Raw genomic sequence first — 19076 nt, 5'->3', positions numbered from 1 at the left:
CTCGGGGATGAGGGGGACGACGGCCGTGCCCGCGACGACGACCGGGGCCGTGAGTCCCGCCGACTTCTTCGGCGACCTGTACATCTCGTTCTGGATCCCGTCGGCCGTGCTGACCGCCGCCCTGGTGATCAAACTGCCGAGCATCGTGAAGCTGTGGCGGGACACGCTGCTGCGGGCGGTCGGCGGGCTGCTGCTCCTCGCCTGCGCCGTGTTCGTCTTCGCGGTGCCGTCGGTCATCGCGTGGACCAACCGGGTCGTGGGCGTGCCGAACGTCGCCGCACCCTGGGTGTACTCCCTGATCACCGCGTTCTGCGCGTCGTGTCTGCTGCTGATCGTCGCCTGGCGCGACGGCCCGGCCGACCGCTCGCCGGCGACCCGCCGGACCATGCGCCGGGTCGTCACCGTGTACGCGGCGGTGATCGTCGTCCTGTGGGTGCTGTTCGCGCTGGCGGACGTCCCCCGCGAGCGGCTGCGCGACCTGGACACGTACTACGCCACCACGCCCTTCATGCGCGAGGAGATCCTGCTCTACCTCGTCGCTCACACGGCGGCCTGTCTGGTCACCTACCGGCTGATCCGCAACTGGGTCCGCGCGGACGGCCTCGACCTGTGGCTGCGCGGCGGTCTGCGGGCGCTGAGCATCGGCTGCGCGCTCAACCTGGTGTTCGACGCCGCGAAACTCACGGCGGTGGTCGCCCGCTGGACGGGGCGCGACCTGGACTGGCTGAGCACCCATGTGGCGCCGCCCGTCGTGGCCGTGGCGGCCATCTTCATCGCGGTCGGCTTCATCCTGCCGCACGGCGGCCAGTACCTGCACGACCGCTGGCGGGTGCGGAGGAGCCACCTGCGGCTGCGGCCCCTGTACCGGCTGACCCGGGCCGTCGACGACTCCCGGGTCCCGTTCGCGCTGCGCGCCACCCCGGAACTGCGCCTCACCCGCCGCGAGACCTTCATCCGCGACGCCCTGCTCCGGCTGACCCGCCACCTCGACGAGGACCTGCGCCGCCGCGCGTACGACGCCGCCCTGGGCCTCGGCCACGAGCCCGGCCGCGCGAAGGTCCTCGCCGCCGCCGTCATGATCCAGGACGCGGTGGCCGCGCGGCAGCGGTCGCCCGACAGCGGGACACCGGCCAGGCTCACGGCCGGGCCCCTCGTCTTCCCGGACCGTTCGGCCTCCCCGGACCGTTCGGCCTTCCCCGAGTTGGCGGTTTCCAGAGTCCCCCTGGACCTGCTCCAGGACATCGAAGCCGTGTCCCTGGTGCTTCGCCAGCCCGTCGAGATCGAAGCGGTCCGCGCCCTCGCGGTCGCCTCCCCAACAGAGAGCGGTGTCCCCGCACATGAGTGAACGCCCCACCTCCGGCCGGCCCTCCCCCCGGTCGTTACGGCCGGGCCGGGCCGGCCGGACCGCCGTCGTGCTCGGCGGTTCCCTCGCCGGCATGCTCGCGGCCCGTGCCCTGGCCGGTCTCGCGGACCGGATCACCGTCGTCGAGCGGGACACGCTGCCCGAGCGGCCCGGTCCGCGCCGTGGTCTGCCGCAGGCCCGTCACGCCCACATGCTGTGGTCCGGCGGGGCCCGGGCGGTGGAGGAGCTGCTGCCGGGCACCACCGAGCGGCTGCTGACGGCCGGGGCGCACCGCCAGGCGGTCACCACGGACATGGTGGTCCTGTCGCCCCAGGGCTGGTACCGGCGCTGGCCCGTGTCCCACCACAACCTCCTGGCCAGTCGGGACCTGCTGGACGCGACCGTCCGTACGGCGGTCCTGGCCGACGACCGGGTGGAGCTGCTGGAGTGCACCGAGGTGCTGGGGCTCGTCGGCACCGGGACCGCCGTGACCGGGGTCCGGGTCCGCCACGACGACGGCACCGAGCACACGCTGGACGCCGGTCTCGTCGTCGACGCCACCGGCCGTTCCTCCCGTGCGCCCCGGTGGCTCGCGGAACTCGGGCTGCCCGAACCGGAGAAGCGGGAGATCGACTCCGGTCTCGCGTACGCCAGCCGGGTCCACCGGGCGCCCGAGGGGGCCCGGCGGGGCTTCCCGGTCGTCGCCGTGCAGGCCGACTCGCGGCAGCCCGGGCCCGGCCGTTCGGCGTTCCTGGTGCCCATCGAGGACGGACAGTGGATCGTCATGCTGTCCGGGACGCGAGGCGGCGAGCCCTCCCCCGACAACGACGACTTCGTTCGGTTCGCCCGGGAGGAGCTGCGGCACCCGGTGATCGGTGAACTGCTCGCCGCCGCCGAGCCGTTGGGCGACGTGGCGTTCACCCGGTCCACCGCCAACCGCCGCTGGTTCTACGAGCGGATGTCCCGCTGGCCGGAGAACTTCACCGTCGTCGGCGACGCGCTCGCCGTGTACAACCCGGTCTACGGGCACGGCATGGCGATCGCCGCCCAAAGCGCCCTCGTGCTCCGGGAGGTGATCCGGCGTCAGGGATGGGGCACTCCGGGTCTGGCCCGGCGGATCCAGAAGGCGCTGGCCCGTCCGGTGGGCGTGGCCTGGGACCTCGCCACCGGTCAGGACGTGTTCTACGAGGGGGCGACGGAGACCGGCCCCGCCCTGCGCGACCGGGTGGTGGCCGCGTACGTCGACCGGTTGCTCCGCACCGCCACCGGCAACGGCCGCATCGCCCGCCGCCTGACCGACGTGACCTCCCTGGAGCGCGGCCCTGCGGCGCTGCTCACCCCGGGCGTCCTGCTCGCGGCGGCCGTCGGCCCCCTCCGGCCGAGACTGGAGGGGGCACCTCTGACAGCGGAGGAGCGGAAGGCCGCCGGGATCTGACCGCCGCTCGGCCGCCGCGCGTGGCCGAGGGGGACGGCCGAGGGGGCGGCCGAGAGTCATGCGCCCCGCCCGGCACCGCCGGACAGCGCCGTCGTGGTCGCGCGTCGCCGCGGCGGAGACAAGGTGAGCGGCGGGCTCGGCGATCGACCGCCGCGGCGGACCGACGTGAGCTGTGGCCCGGGGGCTCAGCCCGCGAACGCCGGCTGTGGCAAGCCCTTGCCCGCGCCCCGCACCACCAGCAGGGAACCCGACAGCGGATGCGGGGTCTCTGTGCCCGTGCGGGCGGTGGTGATGTACAGGTCGGTGAGGTCGGCGCCGCCGAAGGCGCAGGCCGTGGGGCGGGGCGTGGGGAGACTGATCACCCGGTCCAGCTCGCCGGACGGGGTGTAGCGGCGGACGGCGCCGCCCTCCCACAGGGCGACCCAGACACAGCCCTCGGCGTCGACGGTGAGGCCGTCGGGGAAACCGGCGCCGTCCTCGACGGTCACGAACGGCCGCCGGTCCGCGGGGAACCGGCCACCCTCTGTCTCCGCGTGGTCGAAGACGTCGATCCGGCGGGTCGGCGAGTCGATGTAGTACATCAGCCGTCCGTCCGGGCTCCAGCCGGTGCCGTTGCTGACGGCGACGTCGTCGAGGACGGTCCGTGCGAGGCCGCCGGCGGTGAAGCGGGCCAGGGTGCCGCCGCCCGGCGCCTCGTCGTAGCGCATGGTGCCCGCGAAGAGGGAGCCGTCGGGGGCGACGGCCGCGTCGTTGGCGCGGCGGCCGGGGACCGGCTCGTGGTGCAGCCAGCGGAAACCGCCGTCGGGGTCGTGCAGCCCGACGCCGTCCCGCAGGTTGAGGACGAGGCCGCCGCCCACGCGGGGCTTGGCGGCGCCGACGTGCTGTTCGGTGACGAGGACCGTGCGGCGGCCGGACGCCGGGTCGTACGTGTGGACCCGGGAGCCGAGGATGTCGATCCAGATCAGCCGCTGGGCGTCGGCGTCCCAGGTGGGGCCCTCGCCGAGGGTCGCGTACTCCCGTACGGCGATCTCGAAGTCCGTGTACGCGCTCATGCCACGCTCCGGTGGCCGAGGCGCTCGGACAGCTCCGCGGCACCCTTGACGGCGAGCTGCTCCAGCTCGACGCGGCGCTCGTCGCTCCAGCGGATCATGGGGACGGAGATGGAGAGCGCCGCGACGACCCTGCCCGTACGGTCGCGGACCGGGGCGGCGACGCAGGAGACGTCCGGGTTGGACTCGCGGTTCTCCACGGCGAGACCCCGCTCACGGATCCGGGCCAGGGCCTCGCGCAGGGCGGCCGGGTCGGTGATGCTGTTGGGGGTCATGGCGAGCAGGTCGGCGTCGTCCGGGATCCGGGCGCTCAGCTCGACCTCGGGAAGGGAGGCGAGGAGCATCTTGCCGACGGAGGTGCAGTGCGCCGGGAGGCGGCGGCCCGCGGCGGAGACCATGCGCACGGCGTGAGTGGAGTCCACCTTGGCGATATAGATGACGTCCGTGTACTCCAGGATCGCCACGTGCACCGTCTCGTCGCAGGTCTCGGCGACGGACCGGGCGACCTGCAGGCCCTCGGCGGCCAGGTCCAGCTGCTCGGCGTAGCGACTGCCGAGCTGGTACGGGCGGACCCCGAGGCGGTAGCGGCCCGGCTGCCCCTGCACCGGGACGATGTACCCCCGGGCGGCGAGCGTGGTGACCAGCTCGTGCACCGTGGTGCGCGGCAGCTGGAGCTTGCGCACGATGTCGGGGGCGGAGAGTGTGCCGTCCCCGTCCAGGAAGAGCTCCAATATGTCGAGCGCCCGGGTCACGGCAGGTACTAGGCGTCCCACGGTCGGCCCCCTCCCTTGTGTCTGCGGTGTCTGCGGTGGGTGTTCGAAATTTCAACGGTCGATCGGCATAACGAACACAGGCTAGTCATAGTGCCCATGACCGGGCAATGGCCGGGAACCTCCGGCGTTCCCGTAGCCGGTGGGCGGGCGGTGCCCCTCCGCGGAGTGAGGGGCTCGGGGGAGCGGGGTGGGCAGCGCGGACGGTGGGAGCGACGGCCGCCCCGGGCGGGGGCCTCTCGGCGCCGCGGACGCTCGGCGGGTTCATCCGTCAGGCCGAGGCCCGTCCTGGAGCCTCCGTGCCTGTCGCGCGGGGCGGGCTCCTGCCGGGCCGGGCCCGCGTGACACCGGACACCTCGGCGTCTGTCGCGCGGGGCGCGCCCTTCAGCGTCTGCCGCGCGGGTCTCCCAGCTCCCCTCGCAGTCGCTGCGCGCGCAGGACCAGCTCCAGTTCGAAGCGGCGGTCGGGATCGTCGATCTCGCCGCCCCAGAGTTCGCGGATCTGGCGGAGGCGGTACCGGACGGTTTGCGGGTGCACACCGAGCCGGCTGGCGATCTCGGGGGCACCGCCACGGGTCTCCAGCCAGGCGAGCAGGGTCTCGGCGAGACGGCGGCCGTGGGTGGGGCCGCAGTGGGCCAGCGGGGCGAGGCAGCGCAGGGCGAGGTCGTCGATCAGCTCCTCGGGCTGGAGGAGGACGAGGGCCTCGGTGTGCTCGGTGCAGTACAGGACCTCGCCGCCGGGGAGCAGCCGGCGTTCCATCAGGCGCACCGCGGCCTCCGCCCAGCGCAGCGACTTCGCCGCGTCGGCCAGCGGCACCGGCGGGCCGATCGCACCGGACCAGCCGGTCAGGGCACGGTGGAGGAGTTCGGGGCGGCCGGCGGCGTCCGGTTCGGGGACGACCATGCGCGGCCGCTCGTACTCCATGTCGAGCAGGACGCCCTGACCGACTGCGGGGGCCATGGCCTCACGGGCCGGGCGCAACAGGACCCCGACCGCGACCTTCTCCGGGAGGGCCCAGCCGATCCGGGCCGCGCGTTCGCTGAGCGCGTCGGCCGGGTCGCCCCGGTGGTGTTCGGCGAGGAGGAGTTCCGTCAGTCGGCGTTGCAGTCGCAGACGCTCGCCCGCCTGCCGGGCCGCCGCCTCCGCGTAGCCGCGCACCGACTGGTCCACCAGGCCGTCCAGGTACTCGTATCCGGCGTCGACGAGTTCGTACATCGCGGGCGGCGGGATCTCCACGCGCTGGCCGATCTCCGCGAAGCGGCGCCAGGCGAGGCGTACGCCGAGGCGGTAGATCGCCTGGAGGGAGTCGAGACTGCGGCCGTTCAGGCCCTCGCCGCGGCCGAACTCCTGGAAGACGCCGGGAGGGACGCGTGGCCGGCCCTCCGCCGTCTCCAGGTGCTGGACGAAGACCTCGATCGCACGGCGGATACCGATGAGGGCCATCGGCTCGCCGGAGTCGTCGAGGACGACGGGCAGGTGCGGGTACTCGCGGCGGATCTCCCGAAGGATCTCCTCCGCGAGGGCGGGGGCCTCGGCCATGGCGATCGCGGCGAACTCCCGCACCTGCGGGCGCGGCACGTCGTGCCAGGCGGAGCGGACTGTGACGGTTCCCGGGCCTCCGGCCACGCCTCAGCGCTCCCGGCCGGTGGTCTCGTACGTGATGAGGGGGTTGTTCGGCTGGTCCGGCGTCGCGTCGAGCAGCGCGACGATGCCGAGCGCGGCCCCCACGGCGAGCGCGGCGGCGGCCACCATGGTCAGCGCGGCGGCGAGCAGTCTGGACATCGCAGGGTCAGCCTCTCCATCGAAAGGTCGTCCCCACCCAGGGCACCCCGCAGGCTCAGTGTCGGCAATGCATTGACACTGCGTCAAGACTCCGCCTACGGTTCCCGGCCCATACGTCACGCGCACATTCCCCCCTTGACGTCGCCCCTTCCGCACGTCTACCCGAGTCGCACCTCCCAACGCCCCTGGAGTGCCCGGATGCGCCGTACAGCCTCGCCCTTCTCCCTGGTCCTGCTGGGCCTCGGTACGTTCCTGCTGGTCCTCGCGCCCCTGCTCGCGTGGTACGTGAAGCCACGGGCCGCGGTGAACCCCATCGACATCGACACGACCGCCGTCTACACCGGCACGGGCAGCGTCTTCGACGTGGAGCAGGTGAGGACCGTGCCGGACCAGAAGATCACCGTGACCCAGCGGGTACGCGGTGATGTGGCCGAAAGCGAGCGCAGCGGGGCCGCGGTGTGGGACGTGGTCACCTCGGTCGACACCGACAAGTCGCTGCCGGCGGCCGACCCGCACGACGCGCTGGACTTCACCCCGCACCGCTGGGTCAGCGACCGGAAGACCAACCGGCCGGTGCACTGCTGCGACGAGAAGCCGTACATCGAGGGCGAGGCGTACCTGAAGTTCCCCTTCGACGTGCAGGAACGCTCCTACCGCTGGTGGGACAACACCCTCGGCGCGACGGTGACGCTCCACTACGAGGGCCGCAAGAAGATCCGGGGCTACGACGGGCTGCGCTTCACCGCGAAGGTCCCGGCCACCAAGACCGGCACCCGGCTCGTCCCCGGCGCCCTCGTCGACGAACCGAACCGGCCACAGGTGCTGGCCGAGGAGTGGTACGCCAACCACGGCGTCGAGCTGGTCGTCGACCAGAGCACCGGCCGGGTCGTCTACGCGCAGACCGGTCCCCGCCGGACCCTGCGCGCGCCCGGCGGGGACCGGGACGCGGCGGTCCTCCTCGACAGCCGGAAGCTCGCGTTCACCCCCGCGACACAGCAGTTCGCGGTCGACCAGGCGGAGAAGGACAGCGGACTGCTGCGGCTGGTGGGGCGCACGGTGCCGATCGGTACCGCTGTGCTCGGTTTCGCCCTCGCCGCGACGGGTGCCGTTTTGGTCGTGCGCGGCAGGCAGCGCCCCGATACGCCCGAGTCGTCCCAGGAACCGATCACGATATGACAGGGCGTCAGCTCAACAAACCCCGGAAATTGTCACGCCGGTGAGTAGCAGCTTCGAACCGCTGGGCGAAAACTGTCCACCCCACCTGAGCACAACCCACCCACACCTCGCCCACAAGCACCTACGAGAACCGAGACCCTGACGACCCACCCGGCCCCCCCCTCCCTCCGGAACATCCCCCACAGCGAACGTCCTTCTCCCCGCTGAGTTCCGCACCCCGAGACGAGTTGGAGCACCCATGCCCCAGCACGTGCCGTTCTCGCTGGTCGAGGCGTTTCCACGCCTCGACCAGCACCGGCCGGCAGTCCCCCCGCAGCCGCGCCGGATCGTCTTTCTCGCCCGCCGTGACCTCGGTAATCCGGCGGCGGGGGGCTCCGAGCTCCTCGTCGACCGGCTCGCCGAAGGCCTGACCCGACTCGGCCACCAGGTCACCCTGGTGTGCGGCGGCCCGGCCGCCTTCCGCGACTACCGGGTCGTGTCGGCGGGCGGGGATCTGAGCCACCATCTGCGCGCCAGGTCGGCCCTCGCCCGTCAGGTCGGCGACTGCGACCTCCTCGTCGAGGTCTGCAACGGCATGCCCTATCTCGCGCCGCTCTGGCACCACGGTCCGACGTTGTGCCTGGTCAACCATGTGCACACGGACCTGTGGCAGTTGCGGTTCGGCGGCCCGCTGGCGCCGGCCGCGCGGCTCGGCCGGAGACTCGAACACTGGGCGCTCACCGCCGCGCAACGTCGCAACCTGATGGTCGCGGTCTCCTCCTCCACGGCCACCGCGCTCCGCGCGATCGGCGTGGAGCGGGAGCGGATACGGGTCGTGCACAACGGAGTCGAGGAGCCGGGGCCTCGCGCCGAACGGTCTCCCGAGCCGCTGTTCGTGGCGGTGGGACGGCTCGTCGAGTACAAGCGGATCGATCTGCTGCTGCGGCTGTGGGAACGGGTGCGCCCCGTCACGGGCGGGCGGCTGGTGATCGTCGGTGACGGGCCCGAACGGGAACGGCTGGAAGCGATGGCCGGGCCCGGTGTCGAGTTCGCCGGGCATGTCTCCGAGGCCGAGAAGCACCGACTGCTGTGCGCCGCTTGGTTGTTGCTGCACCCCTCGGCCGTCGAGGGGTGGGGGCTCGTCGTCACGGAGGCCGCCGTGCGGGAGACGCCCTCGGTCGCCTTCGATGTGCCCGGCCTGCGGGATTCCGTCGTGGACGGGGAGACCGGGGTGCTGGCCCGGGGGAGTCCTCGTTCGCCGCGGCCTGGTGTGCGCTGGCGTTGTCGACCGATCGGCGGGTGCGGATGGGCAAGGCCGCGCGGGAGCGGGCCGCGCTCTACCGCTGGGGGCACACGGTGCGGCAGTTCCGGGCGGTGGCCGCGGAAGCGGTGCGGGGCTGGACTCCGTGAGCGCGAAGCGGGATGCCTCGCAGGGGCGTCGGTGGCTGCGGGACCGTCAAGGCCGGCCGCGCCCACGCGGCGGAGCCGCACAGGTCACGGCCCCGCGCCCCGCAAGCGGACCGGCGGCCGTGAAGGATCCCTCCTTGCGGCGCTCCCTCACCCTCTTCCGGGCCTTCATGCGGGAGCAGGACGATCCCGAGTACTGCTACTCCCTGCTCGCTCGTGACGCCGTCGACCAGGTCGAGGCCTACGGCGGTCCGGTCGACGGGCGGACCATCGTCGACGTCGGCGGTGGGAGCGGGTACTTCACCGAGGAGTTCCGGCGGCGCGGAGCGCGGGCATATCTCTTCGAGCCGGATCCGCGGGAGCTGGGGGCGAAGCCGCCGGACGGGGCAGTCGTCGCCGACGGGTACCTCCTCCCCCTGGGCGACGGCGTCGCGGACGTCACCTTCACCTCCAACGTGCTGGAGCACGTCGCCGATCCGCCGACCTTCATCAGCGAGCTCGTGCGGGTCACGCGGCCCGGCGGGCTGATCTATGTGTCGTTCACCAACTGGCTGTCCCCCTGGGGCGGGCACGAGTGGGCGCCGTGGCACTACCTGGGCGCGGAGCGGGCGCGGGCCCGCTATCGGCGCCGTACCGGGCAGGACGCCAAGCACACTCTCGGCGAGAACCTCTTCGCCGTGCACATCGGACGCACTCTGCGGCAGGTGCGCGGCCGGGACGACGTGACGGTCGTGTCGGCGCGCTCCCGCTACTGGCCGTTTCTCGCGGAGACCGTCGTGAAAGCGCCGGGACTTCGCGAGTTCGCCACCTGGAACCTCCTTCTCATCCTCCGGCGGTGTCCACCATGACGAGCACGGTCCAGGCTCCACCTCCCGCGCCGGTACGACCGGCGGGCACGACCGGGAGGCCTCCCGAGGGCCCTCGGTCGCGGCGCTGGCTGCTGGGGTTCTGGGCCGTGGTGTTCGTACTGCTGGTCGCCGCGCAGCCGGGGCGGCAGACCTTCGACACCAAGCTCGGGGTCACCACCGACCCCTGGCAGTTCGTCTCCGACCTCGGTCAGTTGTGGCACGACCGAAGCGGGTTCGGCGGGATCCAGGACCAGTACGTCGGTTACCTGTGGCCGATGCTGCCGTACTACGGGCTGACCGATCTGGTCGGACTGCCGGTGTGGCTCGCGGAGCGACTGTGGCTGTCGCTGATCGTGTCGGTCGCCTTCTGGGGTGCGCTGCGGCTGGCCGAGCGGCTGGGGGTCGGGAGTTCCGCCTCACGGCTGCCGGCCGCCGTCGCCTACGCGCTGTGGCCCGTGTTCACCACGGTGGTCGGGTCGACGTCGGCCGCCGCGCTGCCGGGGGCCTTCCTGCCGTGGGTGCTGTTGCCGCTGACGAACGAGCGGTACGGCGCGCGGGTGGCCGCCCTGAGGTCGGCGCTCGTCATTCCGTTCATGGGCGGGGTGAACGCCGCCGCCACCTTGGCGTCGCTGTTGCCCGTGGGGCTGTATCTGCTCACCCGGACGCCGGGGACACGGCAGCGGAGGCTGATCGCCTGGTGGGTGCCGGGGGTGATCCTGGCGACCGCGTGGTGGGTGGTCCCGCTGCTGCTGCTCGGCATCCACGGGGAGAACTTCCTTCCCTACGTGGAGAGTTCACAGACCACGACGGCCACCATGTCCGCCACCGAGGCGCTGCGGGGCGCCGGTAACTGGGTGGCGTATCTGAACTTCGGTGAGCCCTGGCTGCCGGCCGGGTGGAGCGTCGCCGCGTCCGTCGTCGTGATCCTGGCGTCGGCGTTCGCCGCGGGGCTGGGTCTGGCCGGGCTCGCGCGACGGGACATGCCCGAGCGGCGGTGGCTGGTGCTGACCGTGCTGGTGGTCGCGCTGATCACGCTCGCCGGGTACGGCGGTGCGTTCGGGGCACCCTTCCACGGGGTGGTCCAGGACTGGCTGAACGGGGGCCTCGCGCCCTTCCGGAACATCTACAAGTTCCAGACCGGGCTGGCGCTGGCGCTCGTCCTGGGACTCGCGCATCTGGTGGGGGTGGCCGCGCAGTCGCGTGGCGCCCGTCGGGTGCGGGGGCGGCGGTTCGCACCCCTCGTCGCGGCCGTCCTCGTCGTCCCCGGGCTGCTGTGGCCGTATCTCAACGGATCGGTGCTGCAACCGGGTTCGTTCCAGGAGCTGCCCCGGTACTGGCAGGCCACGGCCGACTGGCTGGACAAGAACTCCCCGGATTCGCGGGCGTTGGTCGTGCCGGCCACCGCGCACGGCATCCACACCTGGGGCACCACCGTCGACCAGCCGCTCGACGTGCTCGCCGAGTCCCGCTGGGCGCAGCGCGACTACGTCCCCTTCGGCACCGCCGGCAACCGGCGCGCGATGGACGCCGTCGAGCAGGCACTGCTGACCGGCGGCGAAGTCCCGGGCCTGGCCGACTACTTGAGCCGTGCGGGCCTGTACTACGTCGTCGTACGCAACGACCTGGACCCCGACCAGATCGGCTACGTGCCGACCACGACCGTGAAGCGGACCCTGGAGCAGTCCGGGTACGAGCGGGTGACGGGGCTCGGACCGGTGATGACCGGCGGGCGGATCGCGGAGGGCACCCCGCTCCAGGTGGAGGGGCTGTACGCGCGGCAGCGTGCGGTCGAGATCTACCGGCCCGCCGAGGGCGTGCCGCGTCCCGGGCAGGCCGGGCTGAAGGCGATCGCCGACACCGCCGTCGTCTCCGGCGGCCCCGAGTCGCTGCTGCCGCTGGCCGCCGACCCGGAGCTGCGGGACCGCGCCACCGTGCTGACCGGCGACAACCACCCCGGCCTCGGCACCCCGGCCGTGCAGGTGGTCGGTGACGGGCTGCGCCGCGCGGACACCCGCTTCGGCCTGGTCAACGCCAACACGTCGTACACGTACACGGCCGACGAGCGGAACCCCAGCGGGAGCGTGCAGAACCCCGGTGAGCAGCCGAAACAGATCCTGCCGGTGTCGGGCCTCGACCATCAGACGGTGGCGCGGCTGCGGGGCGCCGAGTCGGTGACCGCGTCCACCAGCGGCAACTGGCTGTTCCATCTGCCGCAGTACGATCCGGTCAACGCCTTCGACGGCGACCGGAGCACCGCCTGGGCGGAGGGCTCGGCCGGATCGGCGAACGGGCAGTGGCTGCGGATCGACTTCGACGGCGGCCAGGACATCCCGGAGACGTTCGAGGTCACACCGCTGCCGCGGGACGGGGTCCGGTCGGCCCCGACCCGGATCAAGGTGGAGACCGAGCGGGGCTCGCGCTCCACGAACCTCCGGACCGACGGCTCCACGCAGACCGTCAACGCCCGTCCCGGAGAGAGCGGTTGGCTGAAGATCACGATCCTCGACTCGGCCGAGCGGCACACCGGGCTCGTCGGCGCGGGCTTCTCCGAGATCGACATCCCCGGCGTCGAGGTCACCCGGATGCTGCGGCTGCCGACGGACACCCGGGACCCCGACGTCACGGCCGCCTCCGCCGAGGTGGTCTCGCTCCAGCGGGCCGCCGATCCGACCGGCCTGTCCCCCACGGGCACGGAACCCGGGCTGCACCGCGTCTTCGCCACCTCCACGGCGGGGTCGTACGAGATGAAGGCGACGGCCGTCCCCGTACCGGGCGAGGAGCTGGACAAGCTGCTGTACGAGGTCGCCCCCGAGCAGCAGGCGCGGATCACGGCGACCGCCGACTCCACGGCCTCCCTCGGGGCGTCCCTCTCGCCGCGCAACCTCACCGACGGGGACCTGACGACGGCGTGGATCGCGGGCGACGAGCCGACGATCCATCTGAGCTGGGGCGACAAGTGGCCGATCAGCTCGCTCGTCCTGGCCCCGGCGGGCGGTCTGTCGACCCGCCCGACGCAGGTCGAGATCAGTTCACCGGACGGCGCCGCCATCGCCGGTGTCGACGAGAACGGCTGGGTCCGCTTCGACCCGATCACGACCGACCGCCTCGACATCACCGTCACCGAGACGGCCCCGCTGACCGTCCACAACCCCGTCGCCGACGAGGACCTGCAACTCCCCGTCGGCCTCACGGAGGCGTACGTCCCGGCCCTCGACCAGTTCCGCACCCCGCAGCCCGCGCCGACCCGGGACTTCGAGCTCCCGTGCGGCGAGGGCCCGGTGGTCGAGGTCGACGGGACGCCGTACCAGACGAGCGCCCGGGGGACGGTACGGGACCTGGCCGAACGGCGCCCCGTCGACCTGACCCTCTGCCAGGACGACCGCGAGAACGCGGAGTTGGAGCTCGGTGCGGCCGACCGGCACACCTTCGAGTCCGAGGACTCGGGCGCCCTGGCCGTCACGACCGTGACCCTCACCCGGGGCACGGTCACCGAGCCCACCGCCACCGGCCGTGACCTCCGCGTACGGGACTGGCTCGGCGACCGCCGCGAGGTCACCGTCGGCGACGGCGCGGCCTCCTACCTGACGACGTACGAGAACTTCAACGACGGCTGGAAGGCCACGCTGGGCGGCCGTGAACTCACGCCCGTACGGCTCGACGGCTGGCAGCAGGGCTGGCGCGTCCCCGGCGGCTCGGGCGGCACCGTCAAGCTGTCGTACGAGCCGGCCGTGACGTACGAGGCCGGGCTGATCGGCGCCGGCGTCGGCCTCGCGGTCCTCATCGGCCTCGCCCTGTGGCGCCGCCAGGAGCCCAACCCCGACGAGCCGCAGCCCGCCCCGCCGGGCCCCGGACTGTGGCTGGGCACGATCGCCCTCACCCTCGTCGGCATCGTCATCGCGGGCTTCCTCGCCCTCCTCGTCCCCCTTCTGGCCCTCCTCGCCTGGAAACGGCACACCCTGCTGGTGCCGATCGCCTTCCTGGCCCTGGCCGGCGCCGGCCTCGCCGCCGCCCTCGGAGCGGGAGAGCCGGTCGCGGCGGACGAGGGAGCGTTCGGCCATGTGGCCCAACTCCTCGCGCTGACCGGTCTGTTCTCGGCACTCGTGAGCGTGGGTGCGGGCGTCGGGTCCCCGTCCGACCGCCCCGGTTCCACGCGGCGGTTCGAGGCACCGCCGGGCGCGGAGGAGCCGACGGAGCCGCTGCCGCGGCGGAGGCGCGTGGACGGGACGCCGAACGGCGGACCGGACGGACCGGGAGGAGCAGGCGGATCCCTCGCGAGCCCGACGATCTCCGCGCGCGGACCCGGCTCCCCGCACGAGGAGCCGGACACCCCGGCCCGGCGGACCCGGTTCACCAAGCCGCAGTCCAAGGCGACGCCGCCGGGCGAGGACGGCGGCACGGGAAGGGAGGAGCGGGCATGACCGCACTGCACCACCCCGCACGGGACGAAGCCGCCCACGGGTCCGTCCGCGTCCCCTTCCCCGTGGTCGACGAGGTGTCCCGGCACTGCCTCCAGCAGGAGGAACCCGAGACCGTGCACATCGAGGTCCACCTCCCCGGCCGCCTCGACCCCGACCGCCTGCGCGCCGCCTTCACCAGCGCCCTGCACCGCCACCCCCGCATCCTCATGCGTGAGGTCCCGGGCCGTTGGTACAGCCGCCGCTACGAGTGGGAACTGACCAAGGAGCCGGAAACCGAGGTGGTGGCCTTTCCGCCGGCCGGGCCGCACGCCCTGCGGGACGCGAGAACAAGAGCCCTGGTGGAGGCGCCCCCGCTGTCGATGTCCCCACCGATCCGCCTGTCGGTGGTGGAGGGGGCCGGGCCGGCGGTGGGCAGCGCGGCCCGCGACGACGTGGGCCACGCCTCCCGCTCCGCCGTCCCGGCCGCGGACAGCGGCGCCGCCGGGGCGGCACGGGTGGGCACGGCGGCGCCTCGTACCGCCGAGCAGCGGAAAGACCCCCCGGCCGACACCACCCCCGGACGTCCGAAAGGCAACGGCACAGTCCTCGTCCTCACCATCAACCACACCGCCCTGGACGGCCCGGCCTGCCTCCGCATACTCGCCACCGCGGCGGAACTGTACGGCGGCAAGGACAACTCCGCCACGGCCCCACCCGTCCGCCCCGGCCGCACCGCCACACCGGACGAAGCGGCCCCGGCCGAGCCGGATCCTCCCTCCCACTGGGCCCGCCCCGCCCGAGTGGCCCCCGGCACCCCCGAACCCTCCCCCGGCAACGGCCTGCTCGTCACCGAACTCCCCGTCCCCCGCCGCCCCAGGTCCGCCCCGTACACGGTGAACGACCAGCTCATGGTCACCACGGCCCTGATGCTCGCCCACTGGAACCGGGAACACGGCGCCCGCCCCCGCCCCCTCCGCATCACGATGCCCGTGGACGACCGCACGAGGGACACGGACATGCCGATCGGGAACGGTACCCGCCTCGTCGAAGTCCCCTTCTCGCCGAGCGAGGTGGACCCGGCCCGCACCCCCCTGCCCACCCTTCTGCGCCGCACGGCGGAACGCACCCGCACCCTGAAGTCCCTTCAGAAGCCCCAACTGGGGCATGGCGCATCCCTGTTGACGGCGCCCATGGTTCCCGTGGCCTGGCGCGCGGCCCTCACCCGGGGCCTGCGCAGGGCGGCGGCGCCGTGGACGTCGACCACCCTGCTCAGCAACATCGGCCGCGTCCCGTACGCGCTGGACTTCGGCGAGGAGGCCGGCCGCGCCCACGCCGTGTGGTTCTCGGCCCCCGCCCGCATGCCGCGCGGCCTCACCGTCACGACCGCCTCCACGGCGGGCCGCCTCCACCTGGCCCTGCGCTGGTCCCGGGCCCTGCTCGGCCACGGCGACGGCGCCCACCTCCGCGACCTCTTCGAGCACTACCTGCACGCGACGGAAGAGGACCCCGAGTGATGCCGGCCACGACACCCCCCGACACCCCGGCTCATGCGCCCCGAGGAGGACTTCGGGACTTCTACGAGGACCCGTCCGTGCCGGTCGCCTCCGGCACCCCCCGCAGCCTCGCCCAGGCCCGCATGCTGGCGGCGGCCCTGGGCCCGGCCGTCACCGCGGGGCCCCGCACCGTCCTCGACATCGGCTGCGGCGACGGCACCGCCGCGGCCACCGCCGCCCCCCTCCTCACCGGCCACCGCGTCATCGGCGTCGACTGGTCCCAGGACGCCCTCAGACGCGCCCGCACCCGCATCCCGCACGCGGTCCGCGGCGAACTGGCCGACGGCGGGCTGCCGTTCAGGTCGGAGTCGGCCGACGCCGTCCTGTTCAGCGAGGTGATCGAGCACCTGGTGGACCCGGACGCGGCCCTCGACGAGATCCACCGCGTCCTGCGCCCCGGCGGCCATCTGATGCTCTCCACCCCGAACCTCGCGGCCTGGTACAACCGCGCGCTGCTGCTCGCGGGCGTCCAGCCGGTGTTCTCGGAGGTGAGCCTGCGCGGCATCCACGGCCGCCCGGGGACGGAGGTCGTGGGCCATCTGCGGCTCTACACCGCCCGCGCGCTGAGGGAGTTCGTGGCCGCGTCCGGCTTCGAGGTCGTACGACTTCGCGGGGCGCCCTTCCACGGCGTACCACGCCCGCTGCGTCCACTGGACCGGCTGGCCTGCGCGGCCCCGTCGGCCGCGTCGATCCTGCTGCTGCACGCGCGCAGGCCCGCCCCGCCGGCCTCACGCACGACCCGACGGACGTAGGGGGCGACGATGTGGTGGGGAGTGGCCGCGGCCCTGCTGGCGAACGCGCTGTACAGCACCGGATTCGTCCTGGAGAAACGGGCACTCACCGCGATGCCGCAGGTGACGGTCCGGGAGCCCGTGCGGCTGCTGCGGCTGGTCGTCGGCAGCCCCCTGTGGATCGCGGGCTCGCTGTCGCTGGCCGCCGGGTTCGCCGCGCAGCTGGCCGTGTACCGGACGCTGCCGATCGCCGCCGCCCAGGGCATCTTCGTGTCGGGGCTGGTGCTGCTCGTCCTGCTCTCGGCGCGGCTGCTCGGCGAGCAGACCACGGGCCGGGAGCGGTTCGCCCTCGGGGCCATCCTCGCCGCGCTGCTGATGGTGGTGCTGTCGCTGGACGAGAGCTCCGACACCGTCAGCCGTCAGGCGCCGTACGCGCTGGTCCTGACGATCTGCCTGCCCGCGCTGGCGGCGGGTGTGGGGCTGTACCGGTCCGCCGAGCGGCGCGCGCGGCACCGGCACCGGCTGCCGACGACGGGTGTCGAGTACGGCGTGGCGGTGGGCCTGCTGTACGGCGTCAGCTCGCTCGCGATCAAGGGCGTGTCGAGCTATCTGACCGTCGGCGGGCTCGGGGACACGGTGGTCGGCCTGCTGCGCTCCCCGTACCCGTATCTCCTTCTCTTCACCGGCGCGTTCGGTCTGGTGATGTCGCAGGCGGCGCTGCAGCGCTGCCGGGCCTCGCTGATCGTGCCGGTCTGTACGACGGTGACCTGCCTGTTCACGGCGGTGCTCGGCACGTTGTCGTTCGGCGAGTCGCTGCCCGACGATCCGCTGCGGCTGACGCTGCGGCTGTCGGGCACGGTACTGGCGGTCGCCGTGCTGCTGAGCATGCCCAAGCACGACAGTCCCCCGTCCGCGCCACCCCGACAGCCCGTTTCCGCCAAGGAGTTGACACCGCCATGAATCCCGACGACCCGTTGCTCCAGATCCTGGCGTGCCCGCTGGACAAGGGCCCGCTGCACCTGGTGGTCCGCGAGAAGGAGCGATCGGACGCCTCCGAGGCGTCGCAGTCGCTCTACAACCCGAGACTGCACCGTCGTTACCCGATCGTCGACGGCGTTCCGCAACTGCTGCCGTCGTCCGGCGAACAGGTGACGGAGGACGAGCACCAGGAACTCCAGGAACTTCTCCGAAGGGCGAGCTCTTGACCACCCTCGCCGCACGGCTCGCGCCGCTCCTGCCGGACCGGGTGATCGCCGTGGCCGCCCGGCTCGTCTACCCGCGCTTCGAGCCGGAACTGTCCCGGCTCGACGAACTGTGCCCGCCCGGCTGCGGCACGGCGGTGGACGTCGGCGGCTGGTACGGCCCCTGGACGCGCCGGCTGTCGGGGCGCGCCGGGCGCGTGGTGACCGTCGAGCCGGTGCCCCGGCTGGCCCGGCTGCTCACCTCCACCTCCCCCGCCAACGTCCGCGTCGTCGAGGCCGCCGCCTCCGACCAGCCGGGCACGGCCCGACTCTGGCTGCCGCCGGGCGACGACGGCGGTCGGGGCGTGTCGTCGCTGGTCCGCCGGGACATCCACGCCCGCGCGCTGGACGTCCGCTGCGTCACCCTCGACGGTCTCGGCCTGACGGACGTCGGGTTCGTCAAGATCGACGTGGACGGCAACGAACTGGCCGTCCTGCGCGGCGCGTCCGGCCTCCTCGCCCGCGACCGCCCGGCCCTCTTCGTCGAGCTGGAGTCCCGTATCCAGCCGATCGCCCCGGTCGTCGACCTCCTCGCCGGCCTCGGCTACGCCGGCTGGGTCCTGCCCGCCGGGACCTGGCTCCGCCTCGACCCGGCCGTCCTGGAGGCCCACCAGGCGCGTACGTCGTACGTGGCGTCCCGGGGGCTGCTCCGCCGCGTCCTGCCGTTCGCCGGCCCCCGGTACGTCAACTCGGTGCTGTTCCTGCCGGACGGGCGCCGTCCGGGTGAGCCGGCCCCCGCGTCCGGCGCCGTACGCGACGATGGACCGCATGCCCTCCCCGAAACGCCCCGGCCCCGATAAGCCCTCCGGCCCGTTCACGCCGCTCGACTTCCAGCTCGTGCTGCTGCGCCGGATGGCCGACCACAACCCGGACCTCGTCGACGAGGCCCGGCGTGAACTGGGCGTCTCCCTCGCACAGATGCGCGAGGCGAACAAGCGGTGGCAGGCGATGGTGCGGTCGCCCCGGGCGCGGGGCTCGGCCGCCCGGTACCGGTCGGTCCTGGGCGCGCCCGAGACCGTGGCCCGGCGCCGTATCGGTGACCTGGACTGCGAGGCCCGGCTGTGGTCGGTGCCGTTGTGGCCGGACCTCCGCTTCGAGGTGCTGCTCGCGCCGAACGGGGCGGTGTGGAACGAGTGGCTGGTACGGGCACCGGGGGCGACGGGGCCTGAGCCGCGGGTTCTGGAGGATCTGACGCCCTGGTCCTGCACGGTCGACGAGGTGGCACGGGCCTTCGTGCCCGCGCGGCCGTTGGAGGGGACGGCGCCGACCCGGTGGGGGCTGGCCTTTGTCGCGCCCGACCGGCGGGGGGTGCGGCGGGAGTGCGTCGCGGAGTTCACGTGGGGGTTGTTGCAGCGGATCGCCTGAG

The 19076-nt window shown here is 73.5% G+C and carries 15 protein-coding genes and 1 pseudogene; 12 read left to right on the top strand and 4 right to left on the bottom strand.

What is annotated here, in order from left to right; translation table 11 throughout:
* Positions 1 to 7: 7 nt before the first annotated feature.
* A complete protein-coding gene (locus tag WBG99_RS25030; RefSeq protein WP_338898447.1) occupies positions 8 to 1345 on the top strand; it encodes an MAB_1171c family putative transporter in 1338 nt (445 codons plus the stop codon).
* A 91-nt stretch (positions 1346 to 1436) separates the two neighbouring features.
* Positions 1437 to 2777 carry a pyridine nucleotide-disulfide oxidoreductase gene (locus WBG99_RS25025; RefSeq protein ID WP_338900485.1) on the top strand — a complete coding sequence of 447 codons (1341 nt, stop codon included), beginning with the start codon at positions 1437 to 1439 and terminating at the stop codon, positions 2775 to 2777.
* Between the two features lie 185 nt (positions 2778 to 2962).
* Here the strand turns inward: WBG99_RS25025 and WBG99_RS25020 are convergent, their stop codons facing one another.
* The 4 genes from WBG99_RS25020 to WBG99_RS25005 form a co-directional block, all read right to left on the bottom strand.
* Entirely contained in the window at positions 2963 to 3829 is an 867-nt protein-coding gene (locus tag WBG99_RS25020; protein WP_338898446.1) for an SMP-30/gluconolactonase/LRE family protein, read from the bottom strand.
* Positions 3826 to 4599 carry an IclR family transcriptional regulator gene (locus WBG99_RS25015; protein ID WP_338898445.1) on the bottom strand — a complete coding sequence of 258 codons (774 nt, stop codon included), beginning with the start codon at positions 4597 to 4599 and terminating at the stop codon, positions 3826 to 3828. The genes WBG99_RS25020 and WBG99_RS25015 overlap by 4 nt, the downstream gene beginning before the upstream one ends.
* A gap of 381 nt (positions 4600 to 4980) precedes the next feature.
* The gene (locus tag WBG99_RS25010) at positions 4981 to 6222 is read right to left on the bottom strand and encodes a helix-turn-helix domain-containing protein (RefSeq protein WP_338898444.1); all 1242 of its coding nucleotides are present in this window, start codon (positions 6220 to 6222) and stop codon (positions 4981 to 4983) included.
* Between the two features lie 3 nt (positions 6223 to 6225).
* Positions 6226 to 6378 carry a hypothetical protein gene (locus tag WBG99_RS25005; RefSeq protein ID WP_338898443.1) on the bottom strand — a complete coding sequence of 51 codons (153 nt, stop codon included), beginning with the start codon at positions 6376 to 6378 and terminating at the stop codon, positions 6226 to 6228.
* 198 nt (positions 6379 to 6576) lie between these two features.
* On the opposite strand from WBG99_RS25005, the gene WBG99_RS25000 reads away from it, so the two are divergent.
* From WBG99_RS25000 to WBG99_RS24955, 10 genes and pseudogenes are all read left to right on the top strand, one after another.
* Complete coding sequence (locus WBG99_RS25000) at positions 6577 to 7554, top strand: DUF3068 domain-containing protein (RefSeq protein ID WP_338898442.1); 978 nt, start codon at positions 6577 to 6579, stop codon at positions 7552 to 7554.
* A 238-nt stretch (positions 7555 to 7792) separates the two neighbouring features.
* A pseudogene (locus tag WBG99_RS24995) lies at positions 7793 to 8943 on the top strand (glycosyltransferase family 4 protein).
* Positions 8944 to 9110: 167 nt separating this feature from the next.
* Positions 9111 to 9788: a class I SAM-dependent methyltransferase gene (locus WBG99_RS24990; protein ID WP_338900484.1), complete on the top strand. Its 678-nt coding sequence runs from the start codon at positions 9111 to 9113 to the stop codon at positions 9786 to 9788.
* Positions 9785 to 14206 carry an alpha-(1->3)-arabinofuranosyltransferase gene (locus WBG99_RS24985; RefSeq protein ID WP_338900483.1) on the top strand — a complete coding sequence of 1474 codons (4422 nt, stop codon included), beginning with the start codon at positions 9785 to 9787 and terminating at the stop codon, positions 14204 to 14206. The genes WBG99_RS24990 and WBG99_RS24985 overlap by 4 nt, the downstream gene beginning before the upstream one ends.
* Entirely contained in the window at positions 14203 to 15699 is a 1497-nt protein-coding gene (locus tag WBG99_RS24980) for a condensation protein (protein ID WP_338898441.1), read from the top strand. The genes WBG99_RS24985 and WBG99_RS24980 overlap by 4 nt, the downstream gene beginning before the upstream one ends.
* Complete coding sequence (locus tag WBG99_RS24975; RefSeq protein ID WP_338898440.1) at positions 15699 to 16490, top strand: class I SAM-dependent methyltransferase; 792 nt, start codon at positions 15699 to 15701, stop codon at positions 16488 to 16490. The genes WBG99_RS24980 and WBG99_RS24975 overlap by 1 nt, the downstream gene beginning before the upstream one ends.
* A gap of 21 nt (positions 16491 to 16511) precedes the next feature.
* Positions 16512 to 17429: a hypothetical protein gene (locus WBG99_RS24970; protein WP_338900482.1), complete on the top strand. Its 918-nt coding sequence runs from the start codon at positions 16512 to 16514 to the stop codon at positions 17427 to 17429.
* Positions 17426 to 17674 carry a Trm112 family protein gene (locus WBG99_RS24965; protein WP_338898438.1) on the top strand — a complete coding sequence of 83 codons (249 nt, stop codon included), beginning with the start codon at positions 17426 to 17428 and terminating at the stop codon, positions 17672 to 17674. The genes WBG99_RS24970 and WBG99_RS24965 overlap by 4 nt, the downstream gene beginning before the upstream one ends.
* A complete protein-coding gene (locus tag WBG99_RS24960; RefSeq protein WP_338898437.1) occupies positions 17671 to 18510 on the top strand; it encodes an FkbM family methyltransferase in 840 nt (279 codons plus the stop codon). The genes WBG99_RS24965 and WBG99_RS24960 overlap by 4 nt, the downstream gene beginning before the upstream one ends.
* Complete coding sequence (locus tag WBG99_RS24955; protein ID WP_338898436.1) at positions 18470 to 19075, top strand: hypothetical protein; 606 nt, start codon at positions 18470 to 18472, stop codon at positions 19073 to 19075. The genes WBG99_RS24960 and WBG99_RS24955 overlap by 41 nt, the downstream gene beginning before the upstream one ends.
* Position 19076: the final 1 nt, after the last annotated feature.

This window comes from Streptomyces sp. TG1A-60, from assembly GCF_037201975.1.
GTDB lineage: Bacteria > Actinomycetota > Actinomycetes > Streptomycetales > Streptomycetaceae > Streptomyces.
This window is presented reverse-complemented; position numbering and strand designations above follow the sequence as displayed.

Excerpts from the sequence above, each read along its gene's own strand:
- WBG99_RS25030 (WP_338898447.1), top strand. The coding sequence starts at position 8 with ATGAGGGGGACGACGGCCGTGCCCGCGACGACGACCGGGGCCGTGAGT.
- WBG99_RS25025 (WP_338900485.1), top strand. The coding sequence starts at position 1,437 with ATGCTCGCGGCCCGTGCCCTGGCCGGTCTCGCGGACCGGATCACCGTC.
- WBG99_RS25020 (WP_338898446.1), bottom strand. The coding sequence starts at position 3,829 with ATGAGCGCGTACACGGACTTCGAGATCGCCGTACGGGAGTACGCGACC.
- WBG99_RS25005 (WP_338898443.1), bottom strand. The coding sequence starts at position 6,378 with ATGTCCAGACTGCTCGCCGCCGCGCTGACCATGGTGGCCGCCGCCGCG.
- WBG99_RS25000 (WP_338898442.1), top strand. The coding sequence starts at position 6,577 with ATGCGCCGTACAGCCTCGCCCTTCTCCCTGGTCCTGCTGGGCCTCGGT.
- WBG99_RS24990 (WP_338900484.1), top strand. The coding sequence starts at position 9,111 with ATGCGGGAGCAGGACGATCCCGAGTACTGCTACTCCCTGCTCGCTCGT.
- WBG99_RS24985 (WP_338900483.1), top strand. The coding sequence starts at position 9,785 with ATGACGAGCACGGTCCAGGCTCCACCTCCCGCGCCGGTACGACCGGCG.
- WBG99_RS24980 (WP_338898441.1), top strand. The coding sequence starts at position 14,203 with ATGACCGCACTGCACCACCCCGCACGGGACGAAGCCGCCCACGGGTCC.
- WBG99_RS24975 (WP_338898440.1), top strand. The coding sequence starts at position 15,699 with ATGCCGGCCACGACACCCCCCGACACCCCGGCTCATGCGCCCCGAGGA.
- WBG99_RS24965 (WP_338898438.1), top strand. The coding sequence starts at position 17,426 with ATGAATCCCGACGACCCGTTGCTCCAGATCCTGGCGTGCCCGCTGGAC.
- WBG99_RS24955 (WP_338898436.1), top strand. The coding sequence starts at position 18,470 with ATGGACCGCATGCCCTCCCCGAAACGCCCCGGCCCCGATAAGCCCTCC.